Source organism: Corynebacterium sp. HMSC067D03 (genome assembly GCF_001811185.1).
Taxonomy (GTDB): domain Bacteria; phylum Actinomycetota; class Actinomycetes; order Mycobacteriales; family Mycobacteriaceae; genus Corynebacterium; species Corynebacterium coyleae.
The window spans coordinates 1-16,331 of the sequence record NZ_KV803823.1 but is presented as its reverse complement, the minus strand read 5'-3'; the positions used below and the strand labels follow the sequence as shown (position 1 = coordinate 16,331).

At 61.2% G+C, this 16,331-nt stretch carries 20 protein-coding genes and 2 tRNA genes; 7 read left to right on the top strand and 15 right to left on the bottom strand.

Annotation, left to right across the window (positions count from 1 at the left end; genetic code table 11):
- Positions 1 to 6 precede the first annotated feature (6 nt).
- The 3 genes from nrdI to ykgO all read right to left on the bottom strand — a co-directional run bounded on the left by nrdI (position 7) and on the right by ykgO (position 1,296).
- Entirely contained in the window at positions 7 to 543 is a 537-nt protein-coding gene (gene nrdI, locus HMPREF2785_RS07435; protein WP_083308925.1) for a class Ib ribonucleoside-diphosphate reductase assembly flavoprotein NrdI, read from the bottom strand.
- Positions 544 to 621: 78 nt separating this feature from the next.
- Positions 622 to 852 carry a glutaredoxin-like protein NrdH gene (nrdH, locus tag HMPREF2785_RS07430; RefSeq protein WP_070422598.1) on the bottom strand — a complete coding sequence of 77 codons (231 nt, stop codon included), beginning with the start codon at positions 850 to 852 and terminating at the stop codon, positions 622 to 624.
- Positions 853 to 1,173: 321 nt separating this feature from the next.
- On the bottom strand, positions 1,174 to 1,296 hold the full coding sequence (gene ykgO, locus HMPREF2785_RS07425) for a type B 50S ribosomal protein L36 (protein ID WP_038612879.1): 123 nt from the start codon (positions 1,294 to 1,296) through the stop codon (positions 1,174 to 1,176).
- A gap of 132 nt (positions 1,297 to 1,428) precedes the next feature.
- On the opposite strand from ykgO, the gene nadE reads away from it, so the two are divergent.
- On the top strand, positions 1,429 to 2,256 hold the full coding sequence (gene nadE, locus HMPREF2785_RS07420; RefSeq protein ID WP_070422599.1) for an ammonia-dependent NAD(+) synthetase: 828 nt from the start codon (positions 1,429 to 1,431) through the stop codon (positions 2,254 to 2,256).
- Here the strand turns inward: nadE and HMPREF2785_RS07415 are convergent.
- The 9 genes from HMPREF2785_RS07415 to pgm all read right to left on the bottom strand — a co-directional run bounded on the left by HMPREF2785_RS07415 (position 2,253) and on the right by pgm (position 7,662).
- The gene (locus tag HMPREF2785_RS07415) at positions 2,253 to 2,669 is read right to left on the bottom strand and encodes a type II toxin-antitoxin system VapC family toxin (RefSeq protein WP_070422600.1); all 417 of its coding nucleotides are present in this window, start codon (positions 2,667 to 2,669) and stop codon (positions 2,253 to 2,255) included. The two genes, nadE and HMPREF2785_RS07415, sit on opposite strands and share 4 nt — an antisense overlap.
- Positions 2,669 to 3,049 carry a type II toxin-antitoxin system prevent-host-death family antitoxin gene (locus tag HMPREF2785_RS07410; protein WP_070422601.1) on the bottom strand — a complete coding sequence of 127 codons (381 nt, stop codon included), beginning with the start codon at positions 3,047 to 3,049 and terminating at the stop codon, positions 2,669 to 2,671. Before HMPREF2785_RS07410 ends, HMPREF2785_RS07415 begins: the two co-directional genes overlap by 1 nt.
- 47 nt (positions 3,050 to 3,096) lie before the next feature.
- Entirely contained in the window at positions 3,097 to 3,858 is a 762-nt protein-coding gene (locus tag HMPREF2785_RS07405) for a fructosamine kinase family protein (RefSeq protein ID WP_070451238.1), read from the bottom strand.
- Positions 3,851 to 4,297: a methylated-DNA--[protein]-cysteine S-methyltransferase gene (locus tag HMPREF2785_RS07400; RefSeq protein WP_070422603.1), complete on the bottom strand. Its 447-nt coding sequence runs from the start codon at positions 4,295 to 4,297 to the stop codon at positions 3,851 to 3,853. Before HMPREF2785_RS07400 ends, HMPREF2785_RS07405 begins: the two co-directional genes overlap by 8 nt.
- Before the next feature lie 51 nt (positions 4,298 to 4,348).
- Positions 4,349 to 4,424: transfer RNA gene (locus HMPREF2785_RS07395), tRNA-Ala, on the bottom strand.
- A gap of 27 nt (positions 4,425 to 4,451) precedes the next feature.
- Positions 4,452 to 4,524: transfer RNA gene (locus HMPREF2785_RS07390), tRNA-Ala, on the bottom strand.
- 152 nt (positions 4,525 to 4,676) lie between these two features.
- Positions 4,677 to 5,468 carry a DsbA family protein gene (locus HMPREF2785_RS07385; protein ID WP_070422604.1) on the bottom strand — a complete coding sequence of 264 codons (792 nt, stop codon included), beginning with the start codon at positions 5,466 to 5,468 and terminating at the stop codon, positions 4,677 to 4,679.
- Between the two features lie 67 nt (positions 5,469 to 5,535).
- Positions 5,536 to 6,018 carry a MauE/DoxX family redox-associated membrane protein gene (locus tag HMPREF2785_RS07380; RefSeq protein WP_256365999.1) on the bottom strand — a complete coding sequence of 161 codons (483 nt, stop codon included), beginning with the start codon at positions 6,016 to 6,018 and terminating at the stop codon, positions 5,536 to 5,538.
- An 18-nt stretch (positions 6,019 to 6,036) separates the two neighbouring features.
- Complete coding sequence (pgm, locus tag HMPREF2785_RS07375; RefSeq protein WP_070483512.1) at positions 6,037 to 7,662, bottom strand: phosphoglucomutase (alpha-D-glucose-1,6-bisphosphate-dependent); 1,626 nt, start codon at positions 7,660 to 7,662, stop codon at positions 6,037 to 6,039.
- Between the two features lie 115 nt (positions 7,663 to 7,777).
- Here pgm and HMPREF2785_RS07370 point away from each other — a divergent pair, with 115 nt between their 5' ends.
- Genes HMPREF2785_RS07370 through HMPREF2785_RS07350 form a run of 5 tightly spaced genes read left to right on the top strand, consistent with a single transcriptional unit; the run spans position 7,778 to position 10,648 of the window.
- Positions 7,778 to 9,196 carry an alanine/glycine:cation symporter family protein gene (locus HMPREF2785_RS07370; RefSeq protein WP_070614727.1) on the top strand — a complete coding sequence of 473 codons (1,419 nt, stop codon included), beginning with the start codon at positions 7,778 to 7,780 and terminating at the stop codon, positions 9,194 to 9,196.
- Positions 9,197 to 9,206: 10 nt separating this feature from the next.
- Positions 9,207 to 9,554, top strand: coding sequence for a CrcB family protein (locus HMPREF2785_RS07365; protein WP_070614725.1), 348 nt, complete (start codon positions 9,207 to 9,209; stop codon positions 9,552 to 9,554).
- Positions 9,547 to 9,921, top strand: coding sequence for a fluoride efflux transporter FluC (locus tag HMPREF2785_RS07360; protein ID WP_070614723.1), 375 nt, complete (start codon positions 9,547 to 9,549; stop codon positions 9,919 to 9,921). Before HMPREF2785_RS07365 ends, HMPREF2785_RS07360 begins: the two co-directional genes overlap by 8 nt.
- Positions 9,922 to 9,939: 18 nt before the next feature.
- Complete coding sequence (locus tag HMPREF2785_RS07355; RefSeq protein ID WP_083308924.1) at positions 9,940 to 10,290, top strand: CrcB family protein; 351 nt, start codon at positions 9,940 to 9,942, stop codon at positions 10,288 to 10,290.
- On the top strand, positions 10,283 to 10,648 hold the full coding sequence (locus HMPREF2785_RS07350) for a FluC/FEX family fluoride channel (RefSeq protein WP_070422609.1): 366 nt from the start codon (positions 10,283 to 10,285) through the stop codon (positions 10,646 to 10,648). Before HMPREF2785_RS07355 ends, HMPREF2785_RS07350 begins: the two co-directional genes overlap by 8 nt.
- 3 nt (positions 10,649 to 10,651) lie before the next feature.
- Here HMPREF2785_RS07350 and HMPREF2785_RS07345 read toward each other — a convergent pair whose 3' ends face one another.
- From HMPREF2785_RS07345 to HMPREF2785_RS11830, 3 genes are all read right to left on the bottom strand, one after another.
- Entirely contained in the window at positions 10,652 to 13,195 is a 2,544-nt protein-coding gene (locus HMPREF2785_RS07345; protein ID WP_070614738.1) for an ABC transporter permease, read from the bottom strand.
- Between the two features lie 18 nt (positions 13,196 to 13,213).
- Complete coding sequence (locus tag HMPREF2785_RS07340) at positions 13,214 to 13,966, bottom strand: ABC transporter ATP-binding protein (RefSeq protein ID WP_070614721.1); 753 nt, start codon at positions 13,964 to 13,966, stop codon at positions 13,214 to 13,216.
- A 650-nt stretch (positions 13,967 to 14,616) separates the two neighbouring features.
- Positions 14,617 to 14,766: an ATP-binding protein gene (locus HMPREF2785_RS11830; protein ID WP_224213554.1), complete on the bottom strand. Its 150-nt coding sequence runs from the start codon at positions 14,764 to 14,766 to the stop codon at positions 14,617 to 14,619.
- Between the two features lie 633 nt (positions 14,767 to 15,399).
- Here HMPREF2785_RS11830 and HMPREF2785_RS12380 point away from each other — a divergent pair.
- The gene (locus tag HMPREF2785_RS12380; RefSeq protein WP_167615820.1) at positions 15,400 to 15,636 is read left to right on the top strand and encodes a helix-turn-helix domain-containing protein; all 237 of its coding nucleotides are present in this window, start codon (positions 15,400 to 15,402) and stop codon (positions 15,634 to 15,636) included.
- Positions 15,637 to 16,331 lie beyond the last annotated feature (695 nt).

Sequence of the window (16,331 nt, the reverse complement as noted above, 5' to 3'; positions counted from 1 at the left end):
GGCCTTTCAGTTCGTAGTTCTTTTGTATTTACCGGCGTATTTTTCGCGCAGTTTTGCCAATCGCTCCGACTCATCCGGAGCCTGCTGCACGTGCGCTTGCGTATCGACGACCTCCGGTCCCCCACGCAAACCCAATCGTTCAGCGTTTTCAATCAGTTGGTTGCGCACATGCACGACATCTTCGGCCGAGCCCATGAGCTCAAACCTGTATAAGTACGGGACCTTACACTTGTCAGCGATCACCGGCCCAGCAAGGCAGTAATCCGCACCAAAGTTAGAGTTTCCGGCGGCGATCACACCCCGCATCAAGGTGCGATTGCCCTCATTGTTCATGAAGCGGATCACTTGCGCCGGCACCGGCCTGGAATTACCACCACTCACGCTCACCCCACCTCCGTAAGTGGGACAGATGAGGATGTATGGCTCGTCGACGACGAGTTCCGGATCGGTTCTGCGCAGGGGGATCCGCTTCGCAGGAAGGCCGAGCTTCTCCACAAACCGCTTCGTGTTCTCAGTGGCGGAGGAGAAGTAGACGACCAGCATGGCCACTACCTTTCTTGTGCAGATTTCAGAAGGCTACTGCCAGTTGTGCGCCTCATGGCGTCGGTATGCGCGCGACGCTTAAGCCGCTGCGAGCAGACCCTTGATGCGCTCCGGGCGGAAGCCGGACCAGTGCTCACCGTTAGCCTCAACCACCGGAGCCTGAACATAGCCGAGGGCCATCACGTAATCGCGGGCCTCTTCGTCCACAGAAATGTCGACGGTGGTGTACTCAAGGCCGGCCTTCTTCAGCGCCTTCTCGGTTGCCTTGCACTGCATGCACGCCGGCTTGCTGTAAACGGTGATCGACATCGCTTGTGGTCCCTTCTCTGCGGGTTCTTTGGGGAGATTTTCTTCTGTCCCCGTCTCCGCGGGGCAACACCAAGAGACACTATACCTTGGGGCTGAGAAGGGCAACTGCTACTACATGTAGTAGTTACATGGGTGATATTCCCAGGATAGGTGCCCAGAATTACCTACATGTAGTCCGCACGCTCATCCGCAACACACAGTTTTGTTGTTTCACGGGTGTAATTTCCTCGAAATAGATTCATCCCGCCCTAGAACTTCGCCTGTTTTTGGGAACGCAAAAACCCCGCCACCACACGGTGACGGGGCGCCTGCTCGCGACAATTAACCCTGACGGGCCTTGAAGCGCGGATCCTTCTTGTTGATCACGTAAACCTTGCCGTTGCGGCGCACAACCTGGGCGCCCGGCTTGTTCTTCAGCGACCGAAGCGACTTGCGGACCTTCATCGGGCGCTCCTTTCTGCTCGGATTACCTGCAATTAGCGACGCACGGCGAACTGCCGAGTCGCAACACGGGGATAAATGTTACACATCACCCGCGCTGAATCAAAACCCTCACGTATCCCCCTCCCATATACGATGAGCGCTATGCAATCCGAGATCATCGCCGCACTCGGCGTGTCCCCCGTTATCGACCCTGCCGCAGAGATCGACCGCCGCGTGCAATTCTTGGCCGATTACCTCGACCGCACCGGCGCAAAAGGCTACGTGCTTGGCATTTCCGGCGGGCAGGACTCCACCCTCGCCGGCAAGTTGGCCCAGCTCGCGGTAGTGAAGCGACGCGAGGCTGGCTCGGCTGCCGAGTTTGTCGCTGTCCGTCTCCCCCACGGCGTACAGGCCGACGAGGACGACGCGCAACTGGCGCTGCGGTTCATTGCTCCGGACGAGACGGTAACCGTGGACATTGAGCCGGCCACCACCGCGCTGTCCGGAGCCGTCGCAGGCGCGCTCGGTGTGGAGGGACTCGGCGACTTCAACAAAGGCAACGTCAAGGCACGTATGCGCATGATCGCCCAGTACGCCATCGCTGGTGAGCGTGGCCTGCTGGTCATCGGCTCCGATCACGCAGCGGAGAACGTCACCGGGTTTTTCACCAAGCACGGCGATGGCGCGGCCGACCTCATCCCACTGGCAGGCTTGAACAAGCGCCAGGGTGCGACAATGCTCAAGCACCTCGACGCCGATCCGCGCCTGTGGGAGAAGGTGCCCACCGCCGATCTGGAGGAGGACCGCCCAGCCCTTCCCGACGAGGAAGCGCTTGGCATCACCTACGCGCACATCGACGACTACCTCGAAGGCAAGACCATCCCCGCCGACGCCCAGAAGCGCCTCGAGCACCTGTGGCGCATCGGCCAGCACAAGCGCCACATGCCGCCGGGCCCTGCCGACACCTGGTGGCGCAGCTAGAGCAGATCTCCACCATAGGGGTGAACCACCGTCGCCCCTACCGATAGTGCAGCTGCTGCTTGTTTCCGGTCCGCCGTAATGAATGGGCAGTTCAGCCCTAGTGATTGCATCCTTGCCCAAGTCCCAACATGCAGGGCGTCCAAGGCTTTCGCTTCTCCACTCACTGCAACTGCCGCCTCAATGACGCGATCATCGATACTGAGGAACGAGACTCTAGATTCCAATTCGCTCAAATCTTCGGCGCCGTAGCCCATTCGATGCGCAAAACGAGCTAACTCCACACGCACGATGGCCGAGCTCACCAAAGCCTTTCCCCAGAGCACAGACAAAGCCCACTCGCTATGCGCCTCCCTGCCCGAGGAGGCAATCAGTACAGATGCATCGACATATGCAAGCGGCTCCACCCCAGTCATCACCCTTCGCCCTTTTCGGTACGCGCCAAGTCGAGAGCCTGCAGATCCGCCATCACCCGTTCTAAGCGATCTTCCCCGCGCTCTTCTTCCAGCCACTCTTCAAGCGATACTGCAGACGCTGCGGGCCTCCACCCTTCTTCGAAGACTTTTCCCTTCTGCGCAAGCAGCCCAAGCTCCTCGAGTCGATCTAGTCCGGTTTTCTGGCTCACCGGACGAATTTCCGCGATTGGCACTCCCCTGTCGGTCACGGTCAACGTGACCCCCTCCTTCGAAACACGGTCGATCACAGCACGCGTCTTCTGATTTAGTTGGCGCATCGACACCGTGGTGCCGTCGGCTTGTCTCGCTAACAGCGCCTGTAGGCGTTCCTCGATGTTCATGCGACACCTCCCGATGTATTACATGTCTTACATTGCAGGATAGTGTGCTACCCAACAACCCGCAAGGACTCTTCTGCCGCCCGCACCAGCGCCGATCCGTACGACGGACCGTGTGTCCAGGCGTGCACCGCAAGCGGGTGCATCTGGTGGATCGCGATGCGCCGCTGCCAATCCTGTCCGAGCTCGCCTCCGGCGTCGATGTAGCCGCCGACGATCGCGTCGAGGTACGGCGCTCCGAACAGCTCCAGCATCGCGAAGTCGGTCAACGGGTGCCCGCCGTGCGCGGCCGGGTCGATAAAACGCGGGCCTTCCGGCGAAAACAGCAGGTTGCCCGTCCACAGGTCGCCATGAATGCGCGCCAAGGGAGCCTCCCCGTCTTCCCGCACCAGTGCGTCGCAGACGCGCCGCACCGTCTCCAGTCCTTCCCGGTTCAGGTTGCCCGCACGCACCGCATTTTCCGCGAACGGCAGGACGCGCTGCTCGGTATAGAACACCGCCCACCGTTTCTCTGGCCGACAGGCCTGCTCGCGGGTGCCAATGAAGTTCGGCCCCTCCCAGCCGTCTGCCGGCGCACCAAACGCATCCGCACCCATCGCGTGGATGGCCGCCAACTCGCGTCCCGCCTGTCTCGCTGCGTCTTTGGTGGGGCGGGCACTGTCGACCCGCTCGATGGTCAGCGTGTTCGCCTCCTCGTCAAGGTCCAACACCTCCACGACGGCAGCCGAGCCCTCACGCAGCCAGCGCAGGTACGCGGCCTCGGCTGCCGCCGCTCCTGGCGCGCTGCCGTGCTTCACAAACGTGTCAGACATCAATGCTCTCCAATGCCAGTAGGAAACGTTTTGCTTCTGTCCCGCCACGGTAGCCCCCAAGCGCGCCATCGCTGCGCAGCACGCGGTGGCACGGGATCAGGATCGGAAGCGGATTCGTCGCACAGGCGCTTCCCACTGCGCGCACTGCTTTGGGGCGGCCCACCGCCCGAGCCAACTCCCCATACGTCGTCGTCTCACCGTACGGGACCTCCATGAGCGCCCGCAGCACCTCAGCCCGGAACTCGGTCACGCCATCCAGGTTCAGTGGCACGTCGAACGCCCTGCGCTCCCCGGCGAAATACTCGGCGATCTGTTGGGTGGCGAGGGCAGCGGTGACGGTGTCGTCGATACGCGACTGCCCTGCATCCCCGGGCAACAGCACCCTCGAAACGGCACCTGCTGAGGTCACCACCCCAAGCTGACCGATTGAAGTATCCATGGGCCCACGATACGAGAAAGGCTGCCCGACCAAACGGTCGGACAGCCTTCGTGGTGGAGCTAACGGGATTCGAACCCGTGACCCCCACACTGCCAGTGTGGTGCGCTACCAACTGCGCCATAGCCCCGCGTGTAAACGGTATGTAGTTGTGGAGTGGAGCTAACGGGATTCGAACCCGTGACCCCCACACTGCCAGTGTGGTGCGCTACCAACTGCGCCATAGCCCCTTGGAACTTTGGTCAATATACCGGGCCAGCCCGCCCCCGGCCAAATCGCCAGCCCCCACAAAAGGCGATATCGGCTTTTAGCCACCGCTCCAGGATGCGACCTGGGCAAATGCAGGCCGCTTGGGGCTAAAAGCCGATATTGGTCTTTGTGTTTAGCGGCTGGCCAGGACCTCCGGCCAGAAGTCACGCGGAGAGTCCTCCTTCTCGTCGAGGTTCGGGTTGCCCGTGATCTCTCGGAGTTCCTCAATATCGACGAGCTTTTCCACATCCTCGCCATCGACAAGCACGCGCGGGGTCCATGCCTCACCGGTCTTGTCTTCCTGGTACTTGCGGTTGTCGTCGCCAAGACGCTTCGCGGTGTCGATGAACTTGCCGTCGCGAATATCCTTCACAGCCTCATCGCTTGCACCGTAGTCTGCGGCCAGATCTGCGAAGCCGTTCTCGTCGTACTTGTTGTACGCCGACTGCTGGTTCTCAAACAGGAAGTTGCGCAAGGTGAACGCGGAAGAGAAATCGCCGTGGGCCAGCAGCGCCAGCTCGGCAGCCAGTGCCTTGGTGGAGTGGCCCGTCATGCCGCCATCGAGTGCGGTCATCGGGCGCAGGTCCACGTTGATTTCACCCGCGCGGACCTTCTCCAGCATCTGCTCATCGGTAGCAACGTGCAGGTCTGCACAGTGGGAGCAGGAGAAGTCTTCGAAAAGTTCAGCCTTGTTGGCATCCTTGTTTTCGCCGGTGATGTGGATGATGTCTTCTTCTTGGTTCCACTCGACGTTGATACCGGTGACGTCGATCATCTCCGCCTGCTTTGCAGCGCTGCGGTTTGCCTTGCCGTTGTAGACAATGATGCCGATGACAAGCAGAGCAATCGCGATAACAGCGACGACGGCCCAGATGAAGGCCTTGCTACCGCTCTGGTTCGGGTTTTGCACTTTGCGTGTGGTCACACGTGTCTCCTGTTGTTGGCGCCGCGATCACGGCGCGGTGGACGGGTACTGCGTACAACGGTCAAGTTTAGGGGTAAATTGCAAACTTCTTAAACGGGCGCCACATCATGAAGCCTGTGATGGCGATGTAGATGACATCGCGGAACACCGTAGCGAGCAGATTCGTCTCCCCTTCGCCGGCTGCGGACGGGTCGAAACAGCCACAGTCGATAACGAGTCCCCGCTGCCAAGCGGACAGCATGCCGATGATGAACAGCACGAGCACGTAGATGGACACCTTGCCCGACCAGCGCAGGTTGATGCCCAGCAGCAGCAACAAACCACCTGCGAGCTCGAGCGGCCCGATGATATGGGCCAGCAAGTCGGACCAGGCTGGGGTGAAGATTTCGTAGGCCTCGATGGTTTTGGCGGTATCCAGGTGGACACCAATTTTTGCCCACCCAGCAGAGATCCAAATGTAGGCCATGTAGAACCGCGCTAACGCGGACAACACGTCCAGGACCAGTGTTTTTGTGTCGCGCGTTGCAGGCGCGGCTGTCGTTGTGCTCACTCGGCTGATTCTACTCCCCTATTTGCCCAAGACCTGTGACACGAGCGCTTTGGCTTCTTCCTGCACCTGCGCCACGTGCTCCGCGCCGAGGAACGATTCGGCGTAGATCTTGTACTTGTCTTCGGTGCCGGAGGGGCGCGCGGCAAACCAGGCGTTTTCGGTGGTCACCTTCAGTCCGCCGATGGCCGCGCCGTTTCCTGGGGCCTCCGTTAGCTTTGCAGAGATAACCTCACCCGCCAGTTCATTCGCCTGCACTTGGTCGGGCGAAAGGGCCTTCAGGGTGGCTTTTTCTTCGCGGTTTGCGGGGGCGTCGATACGCGCATATGCAGGCGAGCCGTACTGCGTTTCGAGCTCGGCGTAGCGCTGCGACGGAGTTTTGCCTGTTACCGCAGTGATTTCGGCGGCGAGCAGGTCCATGATCAGGCCGTCCTTGTCGGTGGACCAGACCTTGCCGTTTTTTCGCAGGAAGGACGCACCGGCGGATTCTTCGCCACCGAAGCCGATGGTGCCGCTGACGAGTCCTGGCACGAACCACTTGAATCCAACCGGGACCTCGACGAGGTCACGCCCGAGCGATGCGACAACGCGGTCGATCATCGACGAGGACACCAAGGTCTTGCCCACCGCCGTGTCCTTCGCCCAGCCGTCGCGGTGACTAAACAGGTACTCGATGGCCACGGCGAGGTAGTGATTCGGGTTCATCAGCCCGGCGTCCGGGGTGACAATGCCGTGGCGGTCCGCGTCGGCGTCGTTGCCGGTGGCCAGGTCGTACTTGTCGCGGTTATGCACGAGCGATGCCATGGAGTCTGCGCTGGAGCAGTCCATGCGGATCTTGCCGTCGGTGTCCAGGGTCATGAACCGCCAGGTGGCGTCCACGCGTGGGTTGACCACCACGAGGTTCAGCCCGTAGCGCTCCCCGATCGCTCCCCAGTAGTCCACGCTCGCCCCACCCATCGGGTCTGCGCCGACGTGCAGGCCAGATGCCTTGATGGCGTCCATATCCACCACGCTGTCCAGGTCGGAGACGTAGTGATCGAGGTAGCCGAACTTCTCCGCACGCTCGTCCAGCACGCCACTGACCGATACCCGCTTCACGCCCCTCAGGCCTGCGGCAATGTATTCGTTGGCCCGGCGCGCAATCCAGTCCGTAGCTTCCGCCGGTGCGGGTCCGCCGCTTGGCGGGTTGTATTTAAAGCCGCCGTCGCGCGGTGGGTTGTGCGATGGGGTAACCACGATGCCGTCGGCGCTTCCGCCGGGGTGGGTCAAAATCGCGTGAGAGACGGCTGGGGTTGGGGTGTAGCGCCCGGCGGCGTCGACACGCACCGGTACCTCGTTGGCAATGAGCACCTCGAGCGCGGAAACCATCGCCGGCTCCGACAGGGCGTGGGGGTCACGGCCGATGTAGACCGGACCGGTGATACCTTCGCCGCGGCGGTAATCGACGATCGCCTGCGTCGTCGCCAAGATATGCGCTTCGTTGAATGCATTATCTAACGACGACCCGCGGTGACCCGAGGTGCCGAACACCACTTGCTGGTCCACATTGTCGGGGTCGATATCGCGGGTGTAGTAGGCGGTGACCAGCTCGGCAATGTCGATGAGGTCCTCGTCGCGGGCGGGTTGGCCGGCGCGCTCGTGTGCCATGGGGGCTCCTTTTGTTGCGGGCTGAGGGGGTGTATGGACAGCTCCATCATCGTCCGTGAATCTAAACTCTGCCAGTTTTATATTATTCGGCTATGCGTATGCTTTACTCTTCCGCATGGCTTCCACCCTCAACGACATTTTGAGCACTATCTCGTCCATCGTTTGGGGGCCTTTCGTCCTCATTCCGCTGCTGCTGGGCACTGGTTTGTTCCTCACTGTCCGGCTGCGCGGTATCCAATTCCGCACGCTGGGTCGGGCGACGCGTCATGCGTTCGTCGATAAGGCTGAAGAGGGCGCGGGCGACATCTCCAACTACCAGGCACTGACCACCGCGCTGGCGGCGACGGTGGGCACCGGCAACATCGTCGGTGTGGCCACCGCAATCTCCATCGGTGGCCCTGGTGCACTGTTTTGGATCTGGCTCACCGGCATCGTCGGCATGGCGTCGAAGTACTCCGAGGCCTACCTGGGTGTGCGCTTCCGCACCACCGACAAGAAGGGCAAGCAGCAGGGCGGCCCGCACGAGTACCTGAAGACTGGTGTCGGCGGCGGCTTCGGCAAATTCCTCGCCACCGCGTTTACCCTGTTCACCATCTTCGCGTCCTTCGGCATTGGCAACCTCGCGCAGGGCAACTCCATCGCCGCCGGCATGCACGACGCGTTTGGCATCAGCGCCAACGTGGCCGGCGTGATCATCTTCTTCGCCGTTGGCGCTGCCGTCCTGGGCGGCATTGAGGGCATCGGCAAGATCACCGCAGCGTTCGTACCGCTGATGATTGTCATTTACGTCGGCGGCGGCATCACCGCACTGGTACTTATGGCAGACCGCGTACCGGCCGCGATTGCCACCATCTTCACCGACGCATTCACCGGCACCGCTGCCACCGGCGGCTTCGTCGGCTCCGGCATCATGCTGGCCATCCAGTTCGGTGTCGCCCGCGGTATTTTCTCCAACGAATCCGGCATGGGTTCCGCCGCCATCGCCGCCGCGGCAGCCAAGACGCAGCACCCGGCGCGCCAGGCTCTCGTTTCCATGACGCAGACGTTTATCGACACCATCATCGTCGTCACCATCACCGGCCTCGTCATCGTCACCGCCGGCACCTGGGACATGGGCCGCGAGGAAGCCGCCATCATGACCGCCTCCGCCTTCGGCCAGGCGCTTCCCGGCGAGTGGGGCAGCCTCATCGTGTCCGTTGCCCTGATCTTCTTCGCGTTCTCCACCATCCTGGGCTGGTCCTACTACGGCGAGCGCGCCATCGTGGCACTCTTCGGCGAGTGGGCGTCGATCCCCTACCGCATGTTCTTCACCGCGCTGTCCTTCGTCGGCGCGGTGGCGTCGCTGGAGCTGGCCTGGACGTTCTCCGACCTGTCCAACGGGCTCATGGCCATCCCGAACCTGATCGGTCTGCTCCTGCTGTCCGGCATTGTGGTGCGCGAGACCCGCGAGTACCTCGCGTGGGATCCGCACCTGAAGAAGTCGCCGGAGGAGGTCGCGGCGTTCGTTGAACGCCAGAAGATGGATTGGCACTAGGCTCGCGCCCATGCGTATCGACGACACCCTCACCACCACCTTCACCGTCGCCCTCGGCGCGGCGCTGGGCGCAGTGGTCAGACACCTCGTCATCCTCGGCGCCGCCCCCGGCTCTACCGCCGCACTGGCGCTGACCTTCGCGGTGAACATCGCCGGCTGCTTCGCCATGGGCCTGTTGAAGCCCGGCCCGCTGTGGGGCACGGGCTTCCTCGGTGGTTTAACCACCTATTCCGCCATTTCGGTCGCGGCGATGCAATCGCAGGCCATCGAGGCGCTCGGCATCATCACACTGAGCTACGCCACCGCCATCGGCGCGTGGTTCGCCGGCGACGCCGTAAGGGGCCGCCGCCATGCTTAGCATCCCCGTTCTCAGCCTCGCCCTTACCCTCGCCGCCGTCTTCGCCGGCGCACTGTTCGGCGGCGCCGCACGCTACGGACTAACCCGCATCATCCACAACGCCCACGCCGCCACCTTCGCCGCCAACGTCGTCGGTTCCACCGTCGCAGGCTTCGCCGTCACCACCCCGGTGGCCTGGCAGTTAGCCCTCGGCGTCGGGTTCGCCGGCGCGCTGTCTACCTGGTCCACCTTTGCCAAAGAACTCGGCGAGCTCATCAAGGCGAAAAAGCACGGCGAGGCCCTGCGCTACGGCCTGTCTACCGCCGTGATCGGCATCCTGGCTGCCTGGTTCGGTCTGCGCTGGGGCCTTCGAGCCTTTGGCGCTTAACGGTTACACTGGACAGACGTGCAGATAACATCCCTGAAAACCGGCCTCATCGTTGCCCTCGGTGCTGGCTGCGGGGCGCTTGCACGCTTCATTTTGCTCATTTGGGTCAACCCCGCCACCCCGGAAGCGCTCGCCCTAGCCGTCACCTTCGCAGTGAACCTCACCGCCTGCTACGCCATGGGCTACTTCGCGCCGGGGCCGTTTTGGGGCGTGGGTTTCCTCGGCGGGTTCAGCACCCTTTCTGCGGTGGCGTTGGCGTCGTCGCACACCTCGGTGTGGTGGGCGGCGTTCATCATCACGCTGGGTCTTAGCACTGCCACATTGGCGTGGATGGCCGGAGATGCGTCACGGGTGAAGCACCATGTCTGATGCAACGTGGATGCTCGGCGCCGTCCTCGGTGTCTTTTTCGGCGGCATGCTCGGCGGGTTTGTGCGTTGGGCGATCATGGCCGTCGTGCATAACCTGTTGATGGCAACCTTCATTGCCAACATCGCCGCCTCCGGCATCATCGGCGTGGCAATCTTCCTGCCTTCCATGTGGCAAACCGCCGTTGGTGTTGGGTTTGCCGGCGCACTTTCAACACTGTCACTGTTGGCCCGCCAACTCGGGGCGTTGATTAAAGACGGCAAGTTCCGCCTCGCCGCCGAGTACGGGATAAGCACCGCGGCGTTCGCGGTGCTCGCGGCCGGAATCGGTGCGCAGGTGGCGTCGTTCGCCACCCGCTAAGCCCTACTCCGCAATCGCATCCAGTGGCGGTGTCTTCGCAGCACGCTGGCCCGGCCACACTGCGGCGAGCAGCCCCACTACTACCGAGGCAGCCAGGACGGTGGCGATGAGCCCGGTGGGTACGGCAATCGTCGTCAAGCCTTGGCTCTCAAGCACCGTCAGGAACGCCCAACCGAGACCAAGCCCCAGCAGCACGCCCAGCACCGCGCCGTAGACCGTCATCTGCACCGACTCCAGCAGGATCATCGTGCGGATCTGCCTGCGTTGCGAGCCCACCGCGCGCAACATACCAATCTCCTGCCTACGCTCAATCACGGACAGCGTCAGCGTATTCACAATGCCAAGCACCGCCACCACCACAGCCAGCGACAACAGCGCGTACAGGATGAACAGCATCTGATCGATCAGCGCCGTAACCTCGCCACTCATCTCCTCCGCGGAGCGCACCTGCACCACAATGTCGCCGCGCACCTCATCTTCCAGCCGCGCGCGCAGCGTCTCCAGATCGGTGGAGCCGTCGCTGTCAACGCCCACCATCAGCAGGCGCGTATTGCTTATCGACGACACCTTCGCCGCCGCCGAATCCGACACCACAAACATCTGCAACACATTCGACCCACTAAACAGGCCGGCAACCGTCACGTCGACGGTCTTTCCCGGAGCACTCGGTGCGGCCACTTGGACTGTATCACCGACCTTCCAGCCGCGCTCTTGGGCGATGTGCTCCGGTGCGATCAGCGAGTCACCAGTCAGCGATACGTCGCCGTCGACCACGTTGAGGTCGATAAGATCCGACGGGTCACCGCGCAGCACATCCGTCATCCCGACCGGCCCGAACTGGTGGCCAAACTCTCCGTCGACCGTGATCGGTGCCTGAGTGTACGACGCGATATTGCCCACACCGTCCACCTCAGCGAGCCTGTCCGGCAGATCCCCCGGCACCGGGAACGACCCCATCTCCGGGCCCATCAGCACGTAATCCGCGTTCACCTCACTTGCAGCCACATCGTCTACCGACTGCTTCATCGACGCGCCCAACATGCCAATCATGGTCACCAGCGCAATGCCCAACATCAGCGCGAACGCCGTTGTTGCGGTCCGGCGCGGGTTGCGCCGCGTATTCGTCGACGCGAGCCTGCCCACCTCCCCGAACGGTGCCCCGATGACACGCCCCAACGGAGGCACAACCGGCAGACTCAACGCAGGTCCCGCAAGGAACAGACCACTAATCACGCTCAACGCAGCCACACCAACCAGGATCGCCCGGTGGCGCGTCGCACCGTCATCCCACGCCATTGCGTAACCCGCCGCAACAACCGCCACAACGACTAATACTGCGCCAGCTATGGTGCGCCACATCAATGGCTGCGGCGTCGCAGCCTCGCTCGCCCGCATCGCCTCCACCGGCCGGACCTTGCCTGCCTTCCGCGCCGGCGCCAGCGCCGAAAGCACCGTCACCACCGTGCCGACGACCAGTGGCACCACCACCGCATCAACCGACAACCCAATCCCCGATTGCGGAAGGGGCATGCCGAACGTGTTCATCCCCGCACGAATCACCAACACCAGCCCGGCACCAGCCACCACGCCAAGCACCGAGCCCAACAACCCGACCAAAGCCGCTTCCAGCGCCACAGACCGCGTGATCTGCCCGCGCGACGCCCCCAACGCCCGCAGCAACGCAAACTCCTTCGTACGCTGCGCAACGATCATGGAGAACGTATTCGCAATCAAGAACGTGCCCACCAACAGGCCAACCAGACCAAACGCAACCAAGAAGTACGTAACAAAGCTCAGAGCGTCCCGAATCTGCTCCGTCGTTTCCTGCGCAACCTTCTCCCCCGCCTCTATCTTCAGTCCAGGAAACTCGCTGCGCAGGTTGTCCACAACCTCCGCGGCCCCCACGCCTTCCTTCGCCCCGACAGTGATCGCCGGGAAACGCTCGTCATAGGAGTAATAGTCCAAGTAAGTCTCTTCGGTTACCCCGAGGCGTAAAGAGGTGGCCTGCACCAGGGGGTCGTCGATAAGCCCAGTAATGCGCACCGTATTCCGACCATCACGGTCCACAACGATCAACTCTTGCCCAACATGCAGGCCATACTCATGCGCGCCATTGGCGTTGATCACCGCATCGCCGATCTTTTTCGGTGCGTGACCTTCGACCACCTCGACCGTTCGGCCAACCGTGTCCTGCGGCTCGTAATACACGCCCAGCCGCGAGGACCCGAGACGCGTCTGCACCGCCACCTCATTGTCAGTCGCGATAACAACCGACTCATCAGCCATCAGGTTCACACGATCAACGTCCCCATTCGCCCGAATGCCGTCGACTGTCTCCTTGTCTAAGGCACTTTCGCCCTCGGCTGGGCGCACCACCGCATCGACGTCGTCAAGCACAGTGTCTACGGCAGAGTCGAACGTCGACGACAGCATGTTGGTGAACATCAGCGCACCAGACAGGAACGACGTGCCAAGCACCACCGCCAACACCGTCAGCGCGAGCCGCAGTTTGTGCGCCGCAAGGTTACGCAGCGACACCTTATTCATCGTGGAGTTCACTGGCCCCTAGTCCTCCATCGTCGCCATGACGCCCAAAATGGCATCCATATCCGGGTTGCGCAGTTCATTAACGATGTTCCCGTCCCGCAAAAACACCACACGATCCGCATACGACGCCGCCCTCGCGTCATGCGTCACAATCACCACCGTCTGGTCATACTGATCCACCGCCGTCCGCAAAATGCTCAGCACCTCCTGCGACGAGTTAGAGTCCAGGTTGCCCGTCGGCTCGTCACCAAAAATGATCTCCGGCCGCGACACCAACGCACGGGCACACGCCACACGCTGCTGCTGACCACCCGACAACTCCGCAGGCCTATGGCTCAGTCGCTTCGATAAACCAAGGCGTTCGGTGATCTCATCAAACCACTCCCGGTCCACCGATCGACCAGCAATATTTGTTGGCAGTTGAATGTTCTCGGCCGCTGTCAGCGTGGGCACCAAGTTAAACGACTGAAAAATGAAGCCCAACCGGTCACGCCGCAGCGCCGTCAGTTCCTTATCGTTTAACTGCGACAACTCCGTCCCGCCGACAAACACCTCGCCCGACGTCGCCGAATCTAGCCCAGCCATCACGTGCATCAGCGTCGACTTGCCCGATCCCGACGGGCCCATGATCGCGGTGAACTCCCCCTGTCGGAACTCAACGTTCACCCCATCAAGAGCCACTACTTCCGTGTCGCCCTGCCCGTAGGACTTTCTCAAGTTGACTGCTCGTGCTGCTGCGACGCTCACGTGATCCTCCCTGCGGCAATACATTCCTTTGCCGACTATACGGCCCAGGCCCCACATCGCTGATTTCGTGCAATTTCTCTACGACGACCACCACACCAGCAAGCAACTTCACCGTTTGTGGCTCCTCAACCGCTGCGGCTAGGTCTCTAAACGAACCGGGAGAGTAAAACCGCACATCACACCTTTCGCCGACCTGGGCGGAGTGTAAGAACCTGCAGCCGATCAGGCGTCATTTTGCATTGATGGCGGTTCGCCAACTGCGAGGCTGGGGTCTACGGCAGGTTCGAGTCTTGACTCTACATTGCGGACTAGTGGGTGAACCCCAACGAATCTGCTGTCGTCAACCAAGTTGCGGACTTTCTCACTCCGCATTGCGGACTAATGGGTAAGCACCAACTATGCAGCGGCATAGTGAAGCCCGTTCGGTTACTGACTCCGCATTGCGGACTAGTGGGTACAGACCAACGATTCCGTTGCCGATGACCTAGTAGCAGCCATTGTTGCTCTGCATTGCGGACAAGTTGGTCGACACCAACCAATGGGCGGTCGGTAATTTGGTGGCGCGCTTCTCCGCTCCACATTGTGTTGGGACCATGGATTTAGTAACACTGTGGTGAGTATCCAGTAACGCTCGGGTGAGTATCGGGTAACACCCGGGCGTTGACTATGAGCCGCTACTGCGTATTGGCTTCGAGGCGCATGTTCGGTCCTTCCAGTGTGATGATCTCAGCGCCAACGACAAGCCGATTCAGTATCGACTCGGCGATGACAGCATCCGGGGTGGACTTTGAAGTGCCCCGCCGACTGAGGATCGGACGGACCACCTTGTATAAATACCTCGCGGGAAACTCTGGATAAACACCCTCTCCTAGCGACCGCTCCTACTCTCGCGCTTCGCTGAGGCCATCCGCAATACTGCGCCACAGAGAACTAATGATGACTGCGGTAATTAAGTAACCGCTGACCGCATAATTGAAAAGGCCGCTACACATCTCATCGCTACGTATGTCGTAAATCAGAAAAACGGGTGCTAGTAAAACCATTACGACTAAGAAACGGTATGGAGAAAGCACCTTCCGCTTAGCTGAAAGGTGGACTAGGTACCCGATTGCCATGATGCATAAGGAGATGAATAGCGCGACCACTGCACCAAAAACCACATAGATCATGTTTCTCTCTAAGTTCCTTTAGGGGTGTCCACGACATTCGTTTCGTTCGATCTTATTCCGGAACCTCGGTTCCCTGTGTTACCTGAATGGGATCCGGGTAACTATCGGTCGTGGCGTCACTTGGCGTGGGGGTCTCTTCTTCTCGGATTGTTGGAAGTGAAGTGGGTATGCTGCCACCCTTCAGTGCCGCTTCAATTTCCTCCGACGATGTTCCTGCCTATCAGCGCTCTTTGAAAAGTAGCCCAAAACGCTCCTCGAAAAGTAGCCCATCCGAAAAAGATTGGATGGGTGATTTCTTTGGAACAATGGGCACAGATCCGGTATCTGCGTGGGCAGGGGTTATCGATACGTAAGATCGCCAACGAGGTTGGCTGCGCGAAGAAAACTGTCGAGCGAGCACTCGCTTCGGATTCACCTCCGCAATATCCGCCGCGTCGGGCAAAGACCACGAGTTTCGATGCCTTTGAACCACAAGTACGCGCGCTACTGGCTGAAACTCCGGTTGCGTCCCTTAGTGTGGTGTAACGCTTGCTGATGGTGGGCCCTGGAAAATGCAGGGGCGGCCACCGCCAGCAGGTTCCACTGACTGTGTGGGACGGCGATGACCACTGCCAAGGAGAGCAGCGCGTAGAGGATAAACGGCATCTGAGCGATCAGGGCAGCAACTTCCCTGGTCATGTCCTCGGTCGAGCGGACTTGGACGACAATATCCAGGCGGACCGCATCTTCGAGGTTCGCCCGCAGCTGCGCTTAGTCAACTGTGCCGTCGTTGTTCACCCCGATCATGAAGACACGGCCCTAGCCCCGAAAGCCTGTGGCCGCAGCCGCCTCGTCCGACACTACGAACGACTGCAGGATGTTGGAACTCTGCAATAGCCCGCCGAGGGTGGCCTCAACTGCCTCGCCCGAGGGCCCTGCCACAGCCACTGTGTCGTCGACATCCCATCCCCGTTAACGCGGGATTGCCGCCGTCGCGATCACGGTAAAGCCGTCAAAGCTGGAGCTGTCCTCCACGACGTCCAGGGTGAGGAGGTCCGCTGGATCAGGGTCTGATACTGGGCCGGGCGCCATATCGTGCGCTACCCACAACAACCACCCGGGGGCATGCTGTGTTACCGCGTCGACCGGGTGAGGTCTGCGAACAAACGAACGCACCCGCCTCCACCGGTGGTGGAAGCGGGTGCCTCATGTGTGAAGTTGTTGGGTCGGCGGTAACCTAC

Excerpts from the sequence above, each read along its gene's own strand:
- HMPREF2785_RS07365 (WP_070614725.1), top strand. The coding sequence starts at position 9,207 with ATGCGTATCGACGACACCCTCACCACCACCTTCACCGTCGCCCTCGGC.
- HMPREF2785_RS07360 (WP_070614723.1), top strand. The coding sequence starts at position 9,547 with ATGCTTAGCATCCCCGTTCTCAGCCTCGCCCTTACCCTCGCCGCCGTC.
- nadE (WP_070422599.1), top strand. The coding sequence starts at position 1,429 with ATGAGCGCTATGCAATCCGAGATCATCGCCGCACTCGGCGTGTCCCCC.
- ykgO (WP_038612879.1), bottom strand. The coding sequence starts at position 1,296 with ATGAAGGTCCGCAAGTCGCTTCGGTCGCTGAAGAACAAGCCGGGCGCC.
- HMPREF2785_RS07370 (WP_070614727.1), top strand. The coding sequence starts at position 7,778 with ATGGCTTCCACCCTCAACGACATTTTGAGCACTATCTCGTCCATCGTT.
- HMPREF2785_RS07350 (WP_070422609.1), top strand. The coding sequence starts at position 10,283 with ATGTCTGATGCAACGTGGATGCTCGGCGCCGTCCTCGGTGTCTTTTTC.
- pgm (WP_070483512.1), bottom strand. The coding sequence starts at position 7,662 with ATGGCACACGAGCGCGCCGGCCAACCCGCCCGCGACGAGGACCTCATC.
- HMPREF2785_RS07345 (WP_070614738.1), bottom strand. The coding sequence starts at position 13,195 with ATGAATAAGGTGTCGCTGCGTAACCTTGCGGCGCACAAACTGCGGCTC.
- HMPREF2785_RS07405 (WP_070451238.1), bottom strand. The coding sequence starts at position 3,858 with ATGTCTGACACGTTTGTGAAGCACGGCAGCGCGCCAGGAGCGGCGGCA.
- nrdH (WP_070422598.1), bottom strand. The coding sequence starts at position 852 with ATGTCGATCACCGTTTACAGCAAGCCGGCGTGCATGCAGTGCAAGGCA.
- HMPREF2785_RS07340 (WP_070614721.1), bottom strand. The coding sequence starts at position 13,966 with ATGTATTGCCGCAGGGAGGATCACGTGAGCGTCGCAGCAGCACGAGCA.
- HMPREF2785_RS07410 (WP_070422601.1), bottom strand. The coding sequence starts at position 3,049 with ATGAACATCGAGGAACGCCTACAGGCGCTGTTAGCGAGACAAGCCGAC.
- HMPREF2785_RS07400 (WP_070422603.1), bottom strand. The coding sequence starts at position 4,297 with ATGGATACTTCAATCGGTCAGCTTGGGGTGGTGACCTCAGCAGGTGCC.
- nrdI (WP_083308925.1), bottom strand. The coding sequence starts at position 543 with ATGCTGGTCGTCTACTTCTCCTCCGCCACTGAGAACACGAAGCGGTTT.
- HMPREF2785_RS07415 (WP_070422600.1), bottom strand. The coding sequence starts at position 2,669 with ATGACTGGGGTGGAGCCGCTTGCATATGTCGATGCATCTGTACTGATT.